We start from the raw sequence: 18,965 nt of genomic DNA on the forward strand, positions 1-18,965 counted from the left end.
TCCGCCACCACCACGTCGCAACCGCCTGAGCGCGCCACCTGCAGCAGGCTCTGTTAGCCCGGGCGGAGCATGCTGGCTCCGGAGATGCCCTTGTCGACAAAGGTACCGGTCAGCGTCCCGCCCTCGCGGGCAATCCGCTCCCTGCAGATGGCGATTTGATCCTCGGCAGAGGAGGCTGACTGGAGATCGGACGAGTAGCGGGCGTAGACGGCGGCGTGCATGAAGGAACCTCTGGCTTGAACGACTCGTCTGACCCTTGAGTTTAACCGAGAGACGTCGGCGATTCGCTACCTGATGATCCCGGTGAAGCTGAAGGGTGGCGCAGACGACGTCGTATAGCCCCGTTCCCCAGCTCCGACCTGCGAAAGTCGTGTTCGCTCGACGGATGCGTCGCCTTCGTCCTGATGGGCAATCGCGGCTGCGGGCACCCCATCGATGGAGCAAGAGGGCCGGGTGTGACGGAGCGCCAATTTTGCACGCGCATACTGTTCCCAGTTCAGCAATCGGACGGTTCCGGGGTAGCCCGCTAAAGAAAGCGCCTCCGTTCTGGACTTTGCATACCCGATACCAGATCGAAGAAAAGGCATCTCTCCATGCCGGAAATTAGCTGGACCCTGAAGAGATAAATGAGCCGATTTCATATCTGAACTCGATCCCGTCCTTACGATTGTCCGGAAACAGCCCGTGGTTGCATCATCCAGTAAAGGCCAAGAATTCCGAGGAGCATCGCTCCGGCGAGCGCAGGCGCCCTTCAATCACCTGTCGAGACGCGGACGACGATCAGCGCCAGGCAAACTATCCCTCCCATGAGGGGAACGATCGGCCAGACCTCGAAACTACCCTGTGGCTCTCCCGTTCGGCGACTTAGGATGAACAACGCCCCGTTCATCACGGTGAACACCACTCGAAGCATGAGCACGGTCGCTGAGGCGAGTAAGCTGATGTTGCCAAGGACCACGAGCGGCGCGAGGATTGCGGCCAGACACGCGACGGCAAGGTGCGGAGTTCGCGTCCGTGCATGAATATTCCGCGCCGTCAGGGTGATGCTCCCGATCATCAAGCGATAGTCTCCAACCCGTCTGAAAATCCGTGAGCAGCTAATCGAGCACCGCAGGTTGCGCCGGTACACTGCAGCAGACTTGGGATGCATGAATACCGTGGTAGCCAGGTGGTTCACGTTGACCGCTCGCCCCCCGTTGTCAGCTGAGAGCTTACCGTGTTGCACCGAGAGCCGGGCTCTTTCATCGGCGGCCGGCAAAGACTTTCCTCAATCGTTCGCATTGCGGGGTAGCTTGCGCTGCCATATTCCGAAACTGCCGCCGCCACGAGCGCAAATAAAAAGTAGAGAAAAGGCGGCAAGCGACGGCGTTGCCGCGCGAGCGTGCCTTTCCTCGTTGCGCTCCTTGCGCGAGGCGAAGGCCTCCTAACCTTGCTCGGCAGCGTGGATACTTCGTCGGGCACGATCAAGCAGGTCGGCAATTGCTTGCACTCCAGCTAAGAGGCGGGATCGGACGTCGCGGCTGGCTTGCCCCTGCACCAATTCTTCACGCATGCGCAGTGGTACTAGAGCAATCTCAAGCGGGGCCAGTCGATTCACGCACAATCAACTCGACATCCAGCCTTAAGTCGTCAATGGCATCTTCGCCGCGTAGTTTCCGGATCAGATATGTGGCGGCGATCGAACCGAGCTGTGAGCGGGGTGTTCGGACGGTAGTGATCGACGGGCTGAACTGAGCGGCTATATCAAGATCACCGAAGCCGGTTACGGACAGTTCAGCCGGAACTGAAATGCCCAGTGCGAGGCATTCGAGAATGACGCCACCGGCGATGATGTCGTTGCTGGTGATCACGGCCGACGGTAGATTCCCGTTCGCCCTTAGAATTTGGAAGGCACGGCGTGACGTGGCCGCCGATGAGGTGCGCAGGTGGCAACAGCACTCTTGAACTCTCTGCGCGCCACGACGCTTAGCCCCATAGATGTTGCGATTTCTCAAGAATCTCGCACCTGATCGCTACGGTATGAGCGCCAAGCAGACGACCAGGGACGGTCAAGTCAACGCTTTGGATGCTGTCAAGCGAGTGGCCTCGGTGGCGATGATGGAGGAGGGCAACTGGCTGGTCCTGGAAGCAGATTGCCCGCAGCCCACCCTCGAGATCCTCCGCACCAGAGGTTCGTGCCGATAATCCGACTCTACCGTTTAAGAGGAAACTGCTCTATTGGGAGGACCGGGGCCGTCGTTGGTGGAACGGCTCGAAACTGGAGATATTCTAGCGAAGTGATATAGTGCTTAGTTACAGAATATCAAAGTTTTTGTTCCCAGTTTTGCAGAGAAAGTCCGGTGATGACATCTTCATAAATCAGCTGCTGTCGCTACTGTTGCGCCCAACGCGATGACCTTTTGCGCGTTCGATCGCAACACGGTACGCACGAGTTTTTTAGGTCAAGTCCGCATCGGATTTCCCGTCCTTGCCACTTTTTTCGTGATTTCGGGCCTGATGCCTCGCGCCCAAGCGCAACAGAATCTGACATGGGATGTCAACGGCGCTACCACGGGGGTCGGGGGAACAGGTAGCTGGAATACGACCTCGCCATTGTGGTTCAACGGGACCACCTCCCAACCCTGGAACAACGCGACCTTTGACAATGCCGTTTTCGCGGGTTCTGCTGGTACAGTCACGCTGGCCACCCCCATCAGCGCACACAATCTGACATTCAATGTCGGCGGCTATACCGTGGCAGGGAGTACCTTAACGTTTGGTGGCCTCAGTCCCGTAGTGACGACCAACGTCGGGGTCACCACTCTCAATTCCGCAATAAACGGCAGCACAGGCTTTACAAAAGCCGGTACTGCTACCCTCGCTCTTGGGGGCAGCAACGTAGGGTACACTGGTGCCACCACGGTTGCTGCTGGGACCTTGCGGATCAACAGTGCGAATGCCCTTGGAGTCTCAACGTCTGCTGCTGGTCTGGTGCTGAACAGCGGTTCGACTCTCCTCCTCGGCACAAATTTTACGCACAATTTCACGCTGACAGGAGGCGTTGTAAATGTGCAGAGCGCTGGAACCTTCACGTGGAACGGATCCCCGACGCTCACCAGTTCCACAAACTTGAATTTCAACGGTACACTCACGAGTGTGACGATGTCTGGGAATCTGGCCAATACAGGTGCCAACATCCTCTCGCTCACCAAAAGTGGCACATTGGCCACCATACTGTCTGGAAGCAACAGCTACACCGGCACAACCACTATTACGCAGGGCAAACTGCAGGCGGGAAGCGCAGGCGGACTCTCACCCGGCAGTAATCTGGTCTTCAACGGGACGACCGGGACCGGTGGATCGTTGGGACTGACCAGCGCATCGGGTAACTTCACGCGAGGTTTGGGAACCGGTGCGGGACAAGTACGATGGGCTGGTGACGGCGGCTTTGTTGCCTCGGGTTCCGCCCGTGTCGTCAACCTTGGTGGTGCAGGCACGACACTAACGTGGGGGAGCGGCGGCTTCGTGCCGACCGGCAGCCGCCTAGTCCTCGGAACAGACAGCAACAGCACCTTGGACTTCCAGAACGGGATCGATCTCAGTGGCGGCGTTCGCGCTGTTCAGGGAGACGGCGGTCTTATCTCTGGTCACGCGCGGATGAATGGCCTGTTGTCCGGCACCGGTGGGCTGAACCATGTGGGAAATGGTTTATTGGAGCTTACCGCCTCTAACACCTATTCAGGCGGTACGAACCTAACTTCGGGAACCCTGATAGTCTCATCGGATGGCAATCTCGGCGCCGTTTCGGGTGCCCTGACATTCGACGGCGGCACGCTGCTGAACACGAATACCATCACGACCGGTCGAAGCGTTACGATTAACGCCGGCGGTGGACGATTCCAGACTAATGCCGCCCTCTTCGCAACTGGACTCGTCATCGGCACTGGCAATCTTGTCAAGACTGGCGCAGCCAGGCTGGTTCTAACAGGCACAAATCGCTACACCGGCGGCACCACCATCACGGCCGGCACGTTACAACTCGGCAATGGCGGAACCAGCGGCGGCATTCTCGGCAACGTCACCAACGGCGGTACGCTGAGCTTTAACCGCTCCGACGTGGCGACCTTTCCCGGCGTCATCTCGGGCACCGGCGGGGTCGCGCAGCTTGGCATCGGCACGACCGTGCTGACGGCCGACAACTCCTACACCGGCGGCACCACCATCACGGCCGGCACGCTGCAACTCGGCAATGGCGGCACTAGCGGCGGCATTCTCGGCAACGTCACCAACGGCGGCACGCTGAGCTTTAACCGCTCTGACGTAGCGACCTTTCCGGGTGTCATCTCGGGCACTGGCAGGGCCGCGCAGCTCGGCACCGGCACGACCGTGCTGACGGCAGACAACACCTTTACGGGTGGCACCACCATCACGGCCGGCACGCTGCAACTCGGCAATGGCGGAACCACCGGCAGCATCCTCGGCAACGTCACCAACAGCGGAACCCTGAGCTTCAACCGCTCCGACGTGGTGACCTTCAACGGCATTGTGACGGGTGCAGGACATGTTAGCCAAAAGGGCGCTGGAACGACGGTACTCACCGCTGACAATACCTATAGCGGAGGCACGTCTGTCACCGCGGGTGCTCTTGCCGTCGGCAGCGCCACCAGCCCCTCGGCCGCATTGTCCGGTGGCGGTGCCTTAGCGGTAGCGGCAGGTGCCACGCTCGGCGGCTATGGCGGCGTCACTGGCACGATCACCAATGCGGGTCGCATTGCCGTGGCTAACGCGCTTGCGGCCTTTGCCGGAGGTCCCGCCGGCAACTTTACCATCGATGGGAATCTGACGAACGCCGGCCTTGTCCAAATCGGCGGCGGAAGTGTGGGCAATACGCTCACCGTTACCGGCAACTATGTGGGGCAGGGTGGTGTGATAGCCTTGAACACGGCCCTTGGCACGGATGGCTCAGCAGGCGACCGGCTCGTCATCGATAGCGGAACGGCTACCGGCATGTCCGGCATCGGGGTAACCAATGCGGGCGGCCTTGGAGCACGGACTGTGGGCACGGGCATCCTTGTCGTCGCCGCTGTCAATGGCGGTACGACGGCAGCGAGCGCGTTCTCGCTCAGCGCGCCAGTCGCAGCAGGCGCCTACGAGTACAACCTCTTTCGGGGGAGCCAGGGCTCCTCCGACAGTTGGTACCTGAGGTCTGAGGCTCCACCCATACCTCCGATCCCTCCGACACCACCCGTCCCCCCAGACCCGCCCCTGCCGCCCAGGCCCCCGGCTCCTCCCGTGCCCCCGAACCCGCCGGCGCCGCCGACACCTCCCGTACCGAGCGTAGCCTATCGCCCTGTGGTGCCTCTGCTTTCGGCCCTGCCGAACCTCGCGCGCGAAATGGGCATGGCGACGCTTGGCACGTGGCACGAGCGGATCAGCGGCGACGATCTCTCCCGCTTGGGGCTCGGCCAGCCGATCATCGCCTCCCAAATCGGGGACGATGGAACGAACATGGCCTCCGGCCTCTGGGGCCGAGCATTTGGCCAGAGGTCTTGGACGACACAGCGCGGTGTGGTCCGACCCGAGACGGACGCCGCTATCGGGGGCTTTCAGATCGGGATCGACCTATGGCAGCACGACTGGTCGGACGGCGCCCGCACCCGATCTGGCGTGTTCGGTGCCTACACTTATGGCGAAGGTGACGTGTCTGGATATGCCAGCGGCATATTTAACCGGGCCGTGGGCACCCTGACCACGGACGCTACGACGTTCGGCGGCTATGTCACCCATGTCGGGGCCTCCGGGTGGTACGTGGACGGCGTAACGCAGCGTAGCTGGCTAGGCAGCCGAGCCCGAACCCTTGACGTCCTGTCTGACCCAAGCACTGAGGGGCGGTTGTGGACTGTCTCGCTAGAAGCAGGCGTGCCGTTTCGGCTGAGTGACCACTGGGCAATCGAGCCACAGGTTCAGCTGATTTACCAACGCCTGGATTGGGATCATACGTCGATCACGCATGCCTTCGTGAAGCTTGATGCCGACGACGGCTGGACCGGCCGAGTGGGCGCAAGGCTGCAGGGCTCGTGGCAGGACGAGGGCGGCACGATGTGGCAACCCTATCTGTTGGCAAACCTGTGGCATCGATTTGTTGGCACGGATCTGGCCTCATTCAATACAGCTGCTGCAATCAACGTTGTGCCGACAAAGTTCGGCGGCACTTCCCTACAATTGGGCGGTGGCGCGAAGGTGCAGATAGGCCGGAATGTAGAATTGTTTGGCCAGGCTAGCTATGCGTTGCCAATCGGCAGGAGTAACGATGGCCGCCACGCCCTCAAAGGGGACCTCGGACTCACCCTGAGATGGTGAATTGCGACTATTGCTATCGGTTCGCGCGTTCACGAGGGCTCGCAACAGCAGCGTCGAGAATGATCTGACTCCGAGTCAGGGTCCGCTATCGACGGCCCCCACAGAGCTCATTCCACGCTAATGTTCGGCTGCTGAACGATGCTGCGTGCAATGTCCAAAGGTGCGCCGATACTGTGAGACAGCGCTTCGGCTTCCCCCTTATCGGACCCTAGGAAGGTCCGGTAGCGCGTTCGGCTTAGCTTGGAATTGGACGTTTCTTGGATGACCGGCGCGGAAATGCAAGGCGACAACCCGGCTTTCATCCCGCGCACTGACCGCGTCAAACCTGCACTTAGGGCAACGGTGGAACAGAGGCGATGATTCTTTCTGCACTTTCCGGAAGGTGTTCGCCATGACCTAGGCCATGAGGCGTGCGGAGGTTCGCAGGAGTGTCAATACATCGTAGCAAATGACAAAGTAGCTATCGGACCGGATCTACTCAATCGGGCGCTTAGCATCTCGCCCACCACATCGATACGGCAGCCAATGGCCGAACTAAGCAGCGGCTTGCGCAGTAAACAAACTAGGACGAGGGTGAGGGTAGCCGAGCGTCAGGTTGCTCTTGAGGCAGAGCAAACGGCGGGATGACCGCAACGCTGCCCTAAACGGGCGCATAGGCGTTAGTCCCGAGCAGCCGCCAGACGCCTGGCCCTTGTACTCGCACCTAAAATCGTACCAGAGTGGCCATGAACCATTTCGAGGAAAACAAGGCGGAGACACCTGATCAAACGGTGTCTGAGGATCACATAGAGGCCGTTCGGGAGCAAGGCGGGATGTTCGTCGAGGCCGTTCGGCGCACGCGCATGCCTATGTTGGTGACCGATGCCACTCTGCCCGGCAATCCCATCGTTTTTGCCAACCACTCCTTCGTCGCGCTGTCCGGCTACACCATGGCCGAGTTGCTGGGGCAGGCCCCGCACTTCATGAATGGCGAAGCTACCGACCCTGAGGCCATCCGGCGGTATGAGTCCGCTATCATGGAGGGGCGGGACGAAACCCAGGAGATCAAGCAATATCGCAAGGATGGCACCTCATTTTGGGCGATGCTGTTCGCCAGTCCCATTGATGACGGTCAAGGTACCGTCACCAATCATTTCCTCTCCTACCTGGACATCACAGTTCGGCATCAGGTTGAGGAGGAGCTCCAGGAGAGCAAGCGCCAACTCGCCACCCTCATCGATAATATGCCTGGCGTGATTTTCCGATGTGACGCCGATCCTCCATGGCCGTTTACTCTGATGAGTGAGGGCGCGGAAACGCTGACGGGCTATCGTGCGGCCGATTTCGTAGCGGGGCATCTCCGTTGGGCCGACATTGTCTATCCGGAAGACCTGAAGCGTCTTGAAAACATCGTTTCAAAGGCGAAAGAGTCGCGTGGGCCATCCAGTGCGGAATACAGGATAATTACATATTCAGGCGACGTGCGTTGGGTTTTACACCGAATGCAACTCGTCAGTGACGCTTCGGCTACCCCAATGTTCGCTGAAGGCATTATCATCGATATCACTCGCCAGAAGGAAGCAGACGAACGCATCCGCTGGACCGCCCAGCATGATCCCCTGACGGGACTCCCGAATAGAGTGCTCTTCAGTGAGCGACTTGAAGAAGGAGTTGAGCAGACGTCAGGCACCGGCTGTTCCCTTGGTCTGCTCTACCTCGACATCGACCATCTGAAGCAGGTAAACGACACTTTGGGCCATAGCGCGGGCGACGCGCTCCTAGTGGAGGTTGCAACCAGGCTGCGAAAATCGGTTCGAAGCTGGGATACGGTCTCGCGGATTGGCGGAGACGAGTTCGCGGTGGTCCTCCGAGATATCGAGAGTGCTGCTCGCTTAGAAGGCATCATCACTGACATTTTCAACGGCCTGAAGGCGCCGTTTTCGTATGGGGAGCAACCGGTCGAATGTCTGGTGAGTATCGGGGCCAGCCTCTGGCCCAATTTGGCCGCCGATGCTCCAGACCTCCAGAAGCAAGCCGACTTAGCTCTCCAGGTCGCCAAATCTTCAGGCCGCGGCAAGGGGATTTTGTTCGAGCCGGAGATGCGGGCCGCCGCCCACCGCAGGGCTTCGATGCTCAACCACGCACGCCGAGTTGTGGAGAAACAGCAGATCGAACCGTTCTACCAACCAAAGGTAATTCTGCAAACAGGAGAACTGGCAGGCTTCGAAGCTCTGCTGCGGTGGCACAACCCGCACGGCATGATCGAGCTCCCGGGGGCGATCCAAGCCGCATTCGAGGACCCACGTCTCGCTGTCGCCATAGGCACGCAGATGCAGGTACAGGTCCTTACGGACATGCGTCATTGGCTGGATGCGGGGGTTGAGTTCGGGCATGTCGCCATCAATGCATCGGCGGCTGAATTCCGCAGCGGCAACTATGCAGAGCAATTGTTGGAACGTCTTCATAAGAATGGTATCACTGCGCAATGTCTTGAGGTGGAGGTCACAGAGACCGTGTTTCTTGGGCGCGGCGCGGAGTTTGTTGAGCAAGCCCTTCGGATGCTTCACGCAGAAGGTATAACAATAGCTTTAGACGATTTTGGCACCGGCTATGCCTCTCTTTCGCACCTGAAACACTTCCCGGTGGACGTCATCAAAATTGATCGTACCTTTGTCCAGGATCTCGAGAGCAATCCTGAGGACACCGCGATTTTGAAGGCCATCCTCTCCCTTGGTCAAGGGCTTGGGCTCGTAACGGTAGCGGAAGGCATCGAAACGATAGCCCAAGCGACATTCTTCCGAACCCATGGTTGTGACCTTGGACAGGGCTATTTGTTCGCCAAGCCGGGACCGCGAAGCTTCGTTCCGGCTCTTGTCTCATCTTTGCAGAAGGGCCGCACAACAGCAGGAACATACGGTGACTCTGAGGAAAAACTCTAGGTCCTGATGAAATATCCGCCTAACCACCTAGGCCATACCGAGATGTCGAAAAGGCAGTAGGCGCCGGTTGAACGTTCGACCAAACTCACGTTGAAGGCGCGACCATTGCCAACTCGCCACCGTTACCCACGTCACTCCACGGGATCATCAACACGTTGGTAAGGGGTCGTTGGAATGAACCGGACAAATACGGCGATGCGCTCTGAGCTAGGCGTCAAGACGGCAGTGACAATGCAGGTCGGTGGCAGAGCGATGACCGTCTTCGCTGATCTCGGGTGGAGTCACGACTTCCTGCACGACATGACGTTCGCGGCGAGCCTCTCGCCCGTGCCCGCTGCCAGCTTCAGTGTTTCAGGCGCGAGAGAGGAGCGTGAGGCGGCTCTCGTCGCGGCAGTGATCGACTATCAGATGTCCTCCAAGGTGAGCCTCAGTGGGCGTCTCGACGGCACGCTGGCGGACAACAGTCGCACCTACGGCTTCAGCGCGGCACTGAAAGTCCGTTTCTGAGACGATCTTTCCCAAACTCTCTGTTTCACGAAAGCCGTCGGCGCCGCAACTTGCACACTCTCGTAATGTGTTTCTAAGGGCGCGACGTGGGAGCTTGCGGCTCCTCTCTAAAAAAGCAACTCAAGCCATGTTCGACCGCAGGTTATGGAGCCAAAGCATCGAATAGTTCAGAGCCAGTTCTCGGTGGTTTCAGGTCCCCGCCTACTCCCGTCCATGTCGTGACTGTTGTAGTAATCCCTGAATTCTGTCAACAATCCCGGATGCCGGGCCGCTCCTCTTCGTTTCGATTTGCCCTCGCGCGCACCTGTCACACAGACGCTCGAACAGCCTCTTGATTTCCGAGCTCCGTCTGAGGCGAGGACGTGCTGCGTTGCATTCGTCGCTTCATGCCCGGTGAATAATCTGGTCTGACGCTTTCTCCGCAACCATGATGACAGGGAGGTTTGTATTCGCACGCGGAATATGAGGCATAATCGATGCATCGACGACACTTAGGCCGGCTACACCGCGAACGCGAGCGGTCCCGGAGTCGATCACGGCGTCACGATCGGTCGATGGTCCCATCCGGCACGTGCCGCATGCGTGCCACCCGCCGCTGACGCGTTCCTTTAGAAATTCGTCGAGCGTATCATCTGCCTTCATCACGTCAGACAGCCTTGCATCCGGTGAGAGGAACCTATCGACAAACTCATTACGAAGTCGCGCCGAGGTGTCCAGAACCACGGCCGGTCCAATCGTCATCAGCCAGTTTCGGAAGGATATCGTCCCAACCATCGCCGCCAACTTTCCGTGCATCGCGCAAAATGGGGCGGAAGCGATGTGCTGCAACGCGTTCGACTGAAACAACTTTGCCATAAAGCGGACACCGTCCCTCATCCTCTCAAGATCGCGTCTGTCGGACAGGAACGAAAACTCAACATGGGGCAGTTTCGAATGGTCCGGTGACGCCAGGCTGACGTGCCCGCGCGAGAACGACTTGTTGACGCAGCCCACCAGAGATCCAACGCGCCGACCAATCGGATGCCAAGCTGATTTTGCCACGACGGAAATGAACATGTCGCTTTCTGGTGTTTCCGGATGATTGGAGGAGTAGCGAAGACCGGCTTGGAAATGGCGCCGCGGGATCTTGCCCATTCGGGAACCGGGCTCAAGCCAACCCGACAGGGAGATAGAGGGGTGCTCCTGCAAGTTGGCACCGACCCCTGGCAGATCGGCAACGACAGCGATGTCCAAAGTTCTCAGCGCATCGGCCGCACCGATACCCGATCTCAGGAGAAGTGCGGGTGATTGAATGGCGCCCGCGGCGAGGATCGTCTCATGACCTCTGATCAGGACGCCACCGGCTCTCACACCGAGCGTCACCCCATCGACGATCTCGATTCCCTCCACCACAGTGTCAGTCAGGATCCTGAGATTTGGTCTGGCGCGCGTCGTCGCATCCAGATAGGCCATGGCTGTCGAAACGCGCTGCTTTCGATCCGTCGACAAGGTCATGGGAAACCAGCCGTCGCCGAAATTGCCGTTCTGATCCTGAATGTCTCTATAACCGAATTCGCTGAATGCGGAGGTCGAGCTTCGCGTGAAGCCCGGCCACTGATCTTCGAAGAGGCGACTGATCGGCACCGGCCCATCGGAGCCATGCAGCGGTCCATCGAAATCCAGATCGGTCTCGAGCTTGCGGAAGTAAGGCAGGACGTCGTCCCACCCCCAGCCAGCCGCTCCGGACCTTGCCCAGCCGTCGTAATCATCCGGTGTCCCGCGATTTGCGAGTTCGCCGTTGATACTTGAACCGCCACCGATCACTCGCGCCTGGGCGTAGTGCCTAGCCTTGGAAACGGCTGGATTATTATGCGGAACCGCGCGGTAGAAGACTTCCAGCCCCGGCCATTGATACTTCGAGTTGAAGGCGGCGCCGTAGGGATACAGGTCCTTTATGTCTTCTGGCTCCTGCCCGGGCAGAAAGTCCATACCGGCTTCGATGAGCAGAACTTTGAGCGAGCTTTTCGCAGAAAGTCTGTTTGCAACAACGCACCCGGCGGATCCACCTCCGACGACGATGTAGTCCCAAATGACTGTCGAATCCATGCTCACGCTTTGCCTTGATAAGCCGTCCTTCGAGAACGGGATTGCAGTTCGCGGAGGACTAAAGAGGACGCGCGCTCCGGCCATGCTGCAAGATCCGACACTCTACCCGTCGAAGTAGGCAGATGACTTGACTCTCCGGTTTTTATCTATGGCCTCGGATGCAGAGATTCCTGCCGCCCGCTCGAGGCGACCGAACCGACTGGGTACGCAATGTCCGCTCCCATCCCGCGGATGAGGCCTTTGAGGAAGCCTGTCGAGAACGCACGGCCACGGTGTCCCCATGGCGTATCATGCACCATCTGTGGGACATGGTCGTCGATGACGAAGCCGTCATAGGAATTGCTCTGCAAAATCTGGACAATTCGAGTCACGTCCACGTCTCCTTCATCAATGAAGCATTCGCTGAATGTCGGGACCGCACCGTCGATGTTTCGGAAGTGCAGGTAGAAGACGCGCTTCTCCCGCAAGAATTTGCCTAGCGCATCGTAGATAATTTCGCCGCCCATCTGGCCCCAGGTGCCGACGCAGAATGTCATTCCATGATTGGGGCTGTTGCCGATTGCGAACGCCTTTTCATATCCGGCTATGCTGTTCATGATTCGATCGACGCCGCCGAGCGTAGGCACCGGTGGATCGTCGGGATGGAGAGAAAGCAGTACTCCAGCTTCTTCCGCGACGGGGAGAACACGCGTGATGAACTTTGCGTAGTGCCCCCAGAGCTCTGATTCATCGATCATCCGCTTGTGCGTTGGCGGTGCCTGGCGCGCCTGCTCGAGGTCGAATGCGCTCACGCCGGCACCGCCTCTTCCAGGACGCGATGTGGACGTTCGCCAGACCAGGTTCGGAGCGAAGTGATAGCCGAGAGTACCGATGCCTGCACGACCGAGGTTCCTGACGGTCTCGCAGTAATTATCGATCTGCCGATCCTGCTGCGGACCACCTGTGAGAATCTGATCGATGAAGCGATAAGGAACATTCTCGATGGCTTCCAGTCTCAGACCGTTCTCCTCGAGGCGAAGGCGAAGATTGACAAGATCCATGAAATCCCAAGTTTCCGACTGATTGAAGTCCGCAGGTCCATAGGGGTAGTGCTTATTGAGGAACGCGCGCCACGATGGGGCGTCGAAATCCGGACGATTGACTGTTATGCCCGACACGCCAAGCTGCCGACAGAAACTGATATCATCCGCCGTCAGTTCTTTGAACTGGCCTACGGCAACTCGAATAGACATGGCTCTTCTCCGTAAATTCAACCGGCAAATTGATTTGCCGCGCGGCCTTTGCGACCGCTGGCGACACTGAAGACGCTGCCGCTTAATGGTGCCGCGTTGATCTGTGACGTGGTCAGCCGCAATCGGGCCGACGTGACGAAAAGGGTGTCGGATTTTTCGCCGCCGAAAGTGACTCCCATCGGATGCGGAACTGGCATCGGTATACTCGTGACGATCTGGCCTTGCGGATCGATCCTCACAAGGCGACCGCTCTGGCTCAGGACCGCCCACAGGCAATTATCCTGGTCGATGGTCAGCCCGCCAAGAATTCCGTCGGTTTCCGGCACTGCGATGTGAACGCGCCGGTTCTTTACCGAGCCGGTAGTCCGGTCGTAATCGTACGCGTAGATGCAACCTTCAAGGCTGTCTGCAAGAAAAAGGAGCCGATCGTCGAGGCTCCACTCGATGCCATTGCAAAGCCAGTGGCCGGTATCGACGAGATGGATATCGCCTGTTGGATCGAGCCTGTAGAGGCTCCCCCTGCCGCGATCTCTCACCATGCTCATTGTTCCGGCCCAGAACCGGCCTGAACTGTCGCACTTGCCATCGTTGAACCGATTCTGCGGAAGGTGGGACTCAGGATCGCCCATCGGGGTGGGTTCCGTTCCCAAGAGGCCAACCGTGGCAAAACCGTTCTGCATCGCAGCGACGAGGCCGCCGCTTGTCCGCAAGGCGACGGCACCGACCAGACTCGGCAGTTGCTGAGAGGAAACGACAGCGGTCGCAGGATCGCCCTCCTGAACCGATGGAGCTAATATGTCCACCCATATGAGCGTTTTGGTATCTGGTTTCCAAACGGGGCTGTCGCCGAGGAAATTAGTGTCCGGAAAGATGCACTTCACTCGCTCGTCAGGAGTGACGGTCACGCGCGCAAAATCCTGAGGTTTGCTGGCACCGACAGTACCGATGCCAAACGAGATCCGCTCGGCTGCCGCGATGACCTCGGGCGCGAGAGTGTGGCATTCCTTTAACGAAAGCTGTGTTGCGGTGGCAGTCAGGCCAAGGGCAGCGATGGCAACGCCCCGGTGATCTCGAATCGGTGCCGCGATGCAGCGCTGGTTCGCGGTGTGCTCCTCGTCATCGATTGCATAGCCACGTTCCTTTACCAAAGCGAGTTCGCGTTGAAGCGCTGGCCAGTTGGTGATCGTGTTGAGGGTGTAGGCCACGAGTTCGTGCTTATTGACGAGCGTATGTACGCTAAACAAATTCTGGCTCGCCAGGATCGCTTTGCCAATCGCCGTGCAATAGGCGGGCAGCCTTCGCCCCTTTTGATAATACAAACGAATCTCGTCAAGTGGCGCGCGCTCGTCGAGATAGACGATCTGGAATCCGTCGATCATTGCCAGCTGGGCGGAGTACCCTGAAATTTTCTTCAAATGGCTCAGCTCGCGTTCGAACGCTCCCGATAGATCGATCCTTTCCCAAATTTTATTGGCGAGATCGACGAGACGCATCCCGAGCCAATAGGTTTTTGACGAAGTATCGAAACTCACGAGTCCAGTTTCAGTCAATGCGCCGAGCATGCGATGAAGCGTTGCTTTTGGCAGGCCGCTGAGATTGACCAGTTCCTTGAAAGCCAACGGCCTGTCGGAATTGCCAATGAGGTCGAAGACCGCAATCGCCTTGTGCGCAGTTGCCGCCGATGGCGAGATCGTCTCCGACGATGCTGCTTTAGATAGCGAATGCAATCTAACGTCTCCTGCTACGAAGTATTGACACTTCGCTCGATCCAACATATTCCTCGCATGTTCCATTTATAAAAACAAGTGTTTCATTTGTTGGAACAAGGAGAGATGAGTTTGGCGCTTTTGCTACATTCTCCACGTCGATTGCGTTTCAATCCCACCGAGGGGTTTGCCCTAGCGCTCGTGGTGCCGGCGCTCGCCATGGAAGCGATGTTTGTATTCGCGCCGCTTGTCGTGGGCTTCTGGTTTAGTCTCCACGACGTTAGATATTTCAACGTTGGGCGCTTTGTCGGTTGGGACAACTACCTCGCTGTCCTGAACTCTCAACTCGTTGTCAACAGCATGATCGTGACCGCAACCTTTGCGGCGTTGTCGCTGGTCATCACGTTCAGCATAGGATTATCGTTGGCGCTGTATCTTGAGCGCGACTCACGATCGGCCGTCCTCATGAGAACCATCGTGCTCGTGCCTTACGTGGTGTCGATGCTCGTTGGGTCGCTCTTGCTGAAGTGGCTGCTATCTCAGGACTCCGGCGTAACACAGGCGCTCCTCCTGCCATTTGGCGTCAGCGATTTCAGCATTCTCTCCGACCCGAAATCGGCGATGGGCGCCTTGGTCTTCAACGCGATCTGGCGAGACTCCGCATTCGCTATGATCCTTTTGCTGGCCGGCTTGAAAAGCATACCGCGTGAGCTGCATCTTGCGGCGCGCGTTGACGGCGCGAGCGCCTGGTATCGGTTCAAGAGGCTGACGCTCCCGATGCTCAAGCTTCCCATCCTGATCACACTGATTCGGCTCTTGATGCATTTCGCTAATTCGCTCACCTATCCCCTGATCCTGACGGCCGGTGGACCGATGGCGACAACGGAAACCACGACGCTGCGGATTTTCAGGCTTGGTTTCAGCGACTATATGCTAGGCCGCGCCAATGCGCTGACCTTCCTTACCTTCATTCTCAACGTTGTCCTTCTGATTGCATTGGTGCGCGTCTTCCAGAAAAACGGAAAACTGTGATGCATTACAGACGAGAGATCGTCCTCAGGAAGCTGTTGTCGTTCTGCGTCAACGTCTTTATTGCCGTTGTCGCGCTGGCGCCGATTGTGTGGGGTCTCAGCACGTCGTTAAAGCCAACGCAGAAGATACTCTCCCTGCCGCCCGAGATCATTCCATCCGAGATCACATTCGTCCATTATAGGACCCTCATCGCTCAGAACATGCTCACATACGTAGGGAACAGCATGATCGTCTCCCTCGTCACCGTGATGCTGTGTCTCACGATTGGAACCGTCGCAGCCTATTCGCTGTCGCGGTTTGAGTTCAAGGGCCGCAGTCTCGTGCTCCTGATCATTATCGCCGTCATGAGCATACCGATCGCCTCGCTTATCGTGCCGAGCTACACACTCATGGCAAGCATCGGACTGACCGACAAACTGGTGGGATTGATCGTCCTGTACACCGCCTATCAATTGCCGATCGTGATCTGGATCATGTATGCCTACATCGGCACAATCCCGCGCGAAATCGACAACGCGGCGATGATCGATGGCTACTCGCGGCTGGCCTCACTGCGGAAGGTGGTCCTTCCGCTTTGCGGACCCGGCCTGATCGCCTCGGGGTTGTTTGTTCTCACGTTCGCGTGGAACGATTTCGTCGTTGCGGCCGTCATGATCACGTCAGACTCCGTGAAAACTCTGCCAGTCGCGATCTATTCTTTCCTTGGCTATTTCGGGCGGGAGTGGGGCCCGTTGCTAGCGTCTTCGATGGTATCAATTATTCCCGTCATCGCAATCTTCATCCTTTTCCAACGCTACTTTCTATCCGGCATGACCGGCGGCAGCGTCAAGGGATGAGCGGAGTCATGTATGTCTGACGTTTCATTCCGAGCAGTAACGAAGCAGTACGGCGCGGTGACCGCGCTGCACGCACTGGACCTGGACATCAAATCCGGTGAGTTTGTTTCACTTCTCGGACCCTCCGGTTCCGGGAAGACGACAACCCTTAACCTCCTTGCGGGACTGGTCGAAGCCGATAGTGGTGAGATCTCGATCGGCAACAGGCGGGTAAACGATCTGCCACCCGATCGTCGCGACATCGCAATGGTTTTTCAGAACTACGCGCTCTACCCGCATCTCACCGTCTTCGAAAACCTAGCTTTCCCGCTCAAGGCGAAAGGTAGGCAGTTCACATCCAACCAGATATCGAAGAAAGTCGAGAATGTAGCTCAGATTCTAGGCATCGAGGCGCTGCTTGCGCGCTACCCCAAAGAATTGTCTGGAGGGCAGCAACAGCGTGTCGCGCTCGGCCGTGGCATGGTTCGCGATCCGCACGTGTTCCTCCTGGACGAACCCCTCTCCAATCTCGATGCCCGCCTGAGAATCAGAATGCGACGCGATATCAAAGCACTTCACGACAGGCTGGGATCGACGATCGTTTATGTGACCCACGATCAAGCCGAGGCACTCACTATGTCGTCGCGGATCGCGGTGTTCGATGGTGGCGCACTTCAGCAGTTCGCATCTCCGGTCGATATCTACAACTTCCCCGCCAATATGTTCGTTGCGAACTTCGTCGGCGAACGCGAGATCAATTTTCTGCATGGGACGATTGCGGACGAGCGCTTTCATGGTTCCGGGGTCACCGTCCCACTCGGTCGGAGTGTTGACGGTTTCGCCATTGCCGCAGACGGGGCCACAATCCTCGGGATCCGCACGGAAGGTGTCGTCGCCGGGGTGGTCGCGGCGGATCGCGCGTCGGCGATCGTGGAGCAGATCGAGATGATCGGACCGCAAGTTGTCCTCTACGTCAAAGTCGGTAGCGAAAGTATTAGCTGCATTGCCGATCCTACGATTCATTTCGCGAAGGGGGCGGCAGTTGGGTTGACGTTCGATTTGGACAAGCTGCACTTCTTCGACCCGGAGACACAGAAAGCCTTGAGGAAACCCAATCAGTCAGTATGGCTATCGTGAAGATCGCCGACATCAAGGCGGTGTGCATCCGGTGTCCAGTCGCATCCGACAGACAGGCTGCGAGTGACTATGGAAAACTGGATGAGGTTTCGACTGTCATTGTCCGGGTCACCACTTCGGAGGGGATCGTTGGATACGGAGAGACACGTTCGAGCACAGGCTCACAGAACACGAACGATGGTATTCTGTCTTTAATCAATCGAGAGTTTGCACCACTGCTGGTTGGGCTAGATCCGCTCGGCATCAGCGCGGTCTGGGAGCTGCTGTATAACGGGCCGAGGTCCTTATACGCCGCGAGGACAGGCCGGACGTTCCCCGTCCTGAACAGGCGAGGGCTGGCGATAGCAGCCATCAGCGCCATCGACATCGCACTATGGGATATTCTGGGAAAACACCTGAATGTCCCCGTGTATCAATTGCTGGGTGGCAGGACGAAGCTAAGCTTGCCCCTTTATGCTTCCGGGGGATGGGGTCCCGTCGACTCCATCGGCGATGAACTGCTTTCGTATCGATCGGAACTCGGAGTGTCTGCCGTCAAGATGCGGGTCGGAGCGCGCGACGGCGCCGTGAGGGTATCTATCGCTCGGATCGAGGCTGCACGCCGTGTGCTCGGTGACGATGTGGATATCATGGTCGACGCCCATGGAACGTACTCGTTGGCGGAGGCGAAGCTTTTCTGTTCCAACGCGCGCGCGCTTCAACTGCGATGGTTTGAAGAGCCGCTGTCCGGCGAGAACAAGCAGGATTATCAAGAACTCCGCTCGACCGCGCTTGTGGCGATAGCCGCCGGGGAGAACGATTTCACCCGGTTTGATTTTGTCCCCTATCTCTCGCCCAAGCTCCTCGACGTGTTTCAACCGGATCTCGGTGTGTGTGGCGGCATTACGGAAGCAATGCGGATCGGTGCGCTTGCCGGTGCCCATCAAATTGAGCTGGTTCCCCATGTCTGGGCCGGACCGGTCCTGCTGGCGGCGTCGGCGCATTTCGCGCTGGCTTGCCCCCAGGTCCCGATCCTCGAGTATCCTGCCGCCGCAAACCCGCTCCTGGCTGGGTTGGCGTTGGACCCATGGGAAGTGACCGCGGGCAACCTGATTGTTCCCGATCGACCCGGCCTTGGCGTGGATATCAACGAGGTTTGTGCCTCGGCTTTCGCGCTTTGACTGACGTATCGTCTACAGAACAGGGAGGAAGACT

At 58.2% G+C, this 18,965-nt stretch carries 13 protein-coding genes; 7 read left to right on the forward strand and 6 right to left on the reverse strand.

Translation table 11 applies throughout. From position 1 onward, the window contains the following. Positions 1-53: 53 nt before the first annotated feature. From J4G32_RS13305 to J4G32_RS13315, 3 genes are all read right to left on the reverse strand, one after another. Positions 54-221: a recombinase family protein gene (locus J4G32_RS13305; protein ID WP_210494970.1), complete on the reverse strand. Its 168-nt coding sequence runs from the start codon at positions 219-221 to the stop codon at positions 54-56. A gap of 530 nt (positions 222-751) precedes the next feature. Beyond that, positions 752-1,057, reverse strand: coding sequence for a hypothetical protein (locus J4G32_RS13310; protein ID WP_210494974.1), 306 nt, complete (start codon positions 1,055-1,057; stop codon positions 752-754). 517 nt (positions 1,058-1,574) lie between these two features. After that, the gene (locus tag J4G32_RS13315) at positions 1,575-1,994 is read right to left on the reverse strand and encodes a substrate-binding domain-containing protein (protein WP_210494981.1); all 420 of its coding nucleotides are present in this window, start codon (positions 1,992-1,994) and stop codon (positions 1,575-1,577) included. A gap of 397 nt (positions 1,995-2,391) precedes the next feature. Between J4G32_RS13315 and J4G32_RS13320 the strand changes: the two genes are divergently transcribed. The 3 genes from J4G32_RS13320 (at position 2,392) to J4G32_RS13330 (ending at position 9,764) form a co-directional block, all read left to right on the forward strand. Beyond that, positions 2,392-6,339 carry an autotransporter outer membrane beta-barrel domain-containing protein gene (locus J4G32_RS13320; protein WP_210494987.1) on the forward strand — a complete coding sequence of 1,316 codons (3,948 nt, stop codon included), beginning with the start codon at positions 2,392-2,394 and terminating at the stop codon, positions 6,337-6,339. A gap of 725 nt (positions 6,340-7,064) precedes the next feature. Beyond that, the gene (locus J4G32_RS13325) at positions 7,065-9,257 is read left to right on the forward strand and encodes a putative bifunctional diguanylate cyclase/phosphodiesterase (protein WP_210494996.1); all 2,193 of its coding nucleotides are present in this window, start codon (positions 7,065-7,067) and stop codon (positions 9,255-9,257) included. A 174-nt stretch (positions 9,258-9,431) separates the two neighbouring features. Next, entirely contained in the window at positions 9,432-9,764 is a 333-nt protein-coding gene (locus J4G32_RS13330) for an autotransporter domain-containing protein (protein WP_210495018.1), read from the forward strand. 384 nt (positions 9,765-10,148) lie between these two features. Here the strand turns inward: J4G32_RS13330 and J4G32_RS13335 are convergent, their stop codons facing one another. The 3 genes from J4G32_RS13335 to J4G32_RS13345 form a co-directional block, all read right to left on the reverse strand. Further along, a complete protein-coding gene (locus tag J4G32_RS13335) occupies positions 10,149-11,849 on the reverse strand; it encodes a GMC family oxidoreductase (protein WP_210495026.1) in 1,701 nt (566 codons plus the stop codon). Positions 11,850-11,995: 146 nt separating this feature from the next. Next, the gene (locus tag J4G32_RS13340) at positions 11,996-13,081 is read right to left on the reverse strand and encodes a mannonate dehydratase (RefSeq protein WP_210495032.1); all 1,086 of its coding nucleotides are present in this window, start codon (positions 13,079-13,081) and stop codon (positions 11,996-11,998) included. Positions 13,082-13,098: 17 nt separating this feature from the next. Continuing rightward, positions 13,099-14,808 (reverse strand): SMP-30/gluconolactonase/LRE family protein, encoded by a 1,710-nt coding sequence (locus J4G32_RS13345; RefSeq protein ID WP_210495052.1) that lies wholly within the window; start codon positions 14,806-14,808, stop codon positions 13,099-13,101. A 105-nt stretch (positions 14,809-14,913) separates the two neighbouring features. On the opposite strand from J4G32_RS13345, the gene J4G32_RS13350 reads away from it, so the two are divergent. Genes J4G32_RS13350 through J4G32_RS13365 form a run of 4 tightly spaced genes read left to right on the forward strand, consistent with a single transcriptional unit; the run spans position 14,914 to position 18,931 of the window. After that, the gene (locus tag J4G32_RS13350; RefSeq protein ID WP_210495067.1) at positions 14,914-15,819 is read left to right on the forward strand and encodes a carbohydrate ABC transporter permease; all 906 of its coding nucleotides are present in this window, start codon (positions 14,914-14,916) and stop codon (positions 15,817-15,819) included. After that, a complete protein-coding gene (locus tag J4G32_RS13355; protein ID WP_210495087.1) occupies positions 15,819-16,655 on the forward strand; it encodes a carbohydrate ABC transporter permease in 837 nt (278 codons plus the stop codon). Before J4G32_RS13350 ends, J4G32_RS13355 begins: the two co-directional genes overlap by 1 nt. A 12-nt stretch (positions 16,656-16,667) precedes the next feature. Beyond that, positions 16,668-17,771 carry an ABC transporter ATP-binding protein gene (locus J4G32_RS13360; protein WP_210495098.1) on the forward strand — a complete coding sequence of 368 codons (1,104 nt, stop codon included), beginning with the start codon at positions 16,668-16,670 and terminating at the stop codon, positions 17,769-17,771. Then, entirely contained in the window at positions 17,759-18,931 is a 1,173-nt protein-coding gene (locus J4G32_RS13365; RefSeq protein WP_210495102.1) for a mandelate racemase/muconate lactonizing enzyme family protein, read from the forward strand. The genes J4G32_RS13360 and J4G32_RS13365 overlap by 13 nt, the downstream gene beginning before the upstream one ends. The last annotated feature ends 34 nt before the right edge of the window (positions 18,932-18,965 follow it).

This window comes from Microvirga antarctica (assembly GCF_017921815.1).
In the GTDB taxonomy this organism is placed as follows: Bacteria; Pseudomonadota; Alphaproteobacteria; order Rhizobiales; family Beijerinckiaceae; genus Microvirga; species Microvirga antarctica.